The 1,357-nt window shown below is 67.4% G+C and carries 1 protein-coding gene; it reads right to left on the reverse strand.

Annotated features, from left to right (window positions below; all coding sequences use genetic code 11):
- Positions 1-178: 178 nt before the first annotated feature.
- Positions 179-1,312: an IS701 family transposase gene (locus AB0M59_RS53575; RefSeq protein WP_364632169.1), complete on the reverse strand. Its 1,134-nt coding sequence runs from the start codon at positions 1,310-1,312 to the stop codon at positions 179-181.
- Positions 1,313-1,357: the final 45 nt, after the last annotated feature.

Raw genomic sequence — 1,357 nt, forward strand, 5'->3', positions numbered from 1 at the left:
TAGTACTGCAACGGCAGTTACGTGAGTGGGTAGCCGCGGCGTTTGTAGTGACTGAGGCGGGCTTGGTGTTGTCGTCGGCGGCGGAAGCATGACCACGCCCAGACCTGCTCGGCGGCGTCGGCGACACGCAGCACGAGTTTGATGAGCAGGCGCCGGATCTCCGGTAGCGTAAATCCGATCATGCCTGGCTCGCCGACACCAATTCCCCTTTTGCCACAAGGGTCCTGGAGACGGCGAGCCACGCGTGAGCCAGCATCGACAGAGTGATGTGGGCATACCACGCTCGCCAGGACCGGACCTGGTACTGGTCGAGCCCGGCCTCGTTCTTCGCCTGCTGGAAACATTCCTCGATCCGCCACCGGGTCCCGGCGATCCACGCCAAATCCAGCAACGTCGAGCGACGGGGCCCATAGCAAGCGTAGTAGGCGATTTCGGTCGGATCACTGATCGAGCGCCGCGCGAGCAGCCAGTACCCACGCCCGGGCCGCCAGCCGGAGCGGATCGGCACCCGCGCCCAGTCGTACTCGCGCGGGCCGTGCGCGCCGGCCCCGACCGACAACCGCCGCCACGCCCGCCCGGGCAGGTCCGCGATCAGCTCATCGGCACGGCGTTCGGACCCCTCTATGGTGGTCAGCAGGTCGTTGACCTTGGTGGCCAGCACATACGCGGCGTCGTGCTCCTCCAGCCACGCGCGCAAGTACTTGACCTGCCCATAGGCCTCGTCCGCGGTGATCCACGCAAACGGCAGCCCCGCCTCGAACGCCCGCGCCAGCATCGCCATCGCCTGGCGCGGCTTCGTCTCGAACTCGACGTCATCAGGAATCCCAGCCCGCCGGGCGCGGTCCCGGTCGGCGATCCACGGCTCGGGCAGATACAGCTCCCGGTCGATCAGCGCATGCCCCTGAGGCGAGGCATACGCCAGGAACGTGCCGATCTGGCAGTTCTCGATCCGGCCCGCCGTCCCGGAATACTGCCGCTGCACCCCCGCCGACCGCACACCTTTCTTCAAGAACCCGGTGTCGTCCACGATCAGCACACCACCCGGCTCGCCGAGGTGCTCGATGACGTAGTCCCGCACGTCGTCGCGGACACCGTCGATGTCCCAGTCCGCCCAGCGCAGCAGCCGTTGCATCCCGTCCGGCGAGACTTCGCCGGCCTGCTCGGCCAGCGTCCAGCCGTTCTTCCGCTCCAACCCCGCGACCAGCCCAGATACGTACTCCCGCGCTCGGGCACGCGGTTCCGACCGCGTAAACCGGCCCGCGATCCGCTCATGCACCCGGTCCAGCTGATCCATCACCACATCGACCACCACCAGGATGATCTACCACACGCCACCCGAGTGCCGTTGCAGTACTAG

It is taken from the genome of Amycolatopsis sp. NPDC051371 (assembly GCF_040682155.1).
Lineage (GTDB): Bacteria > Actinomycetota > Actinomycetes > Mycobacteriales > Pseudonocardiaceae > Amycolatopsis.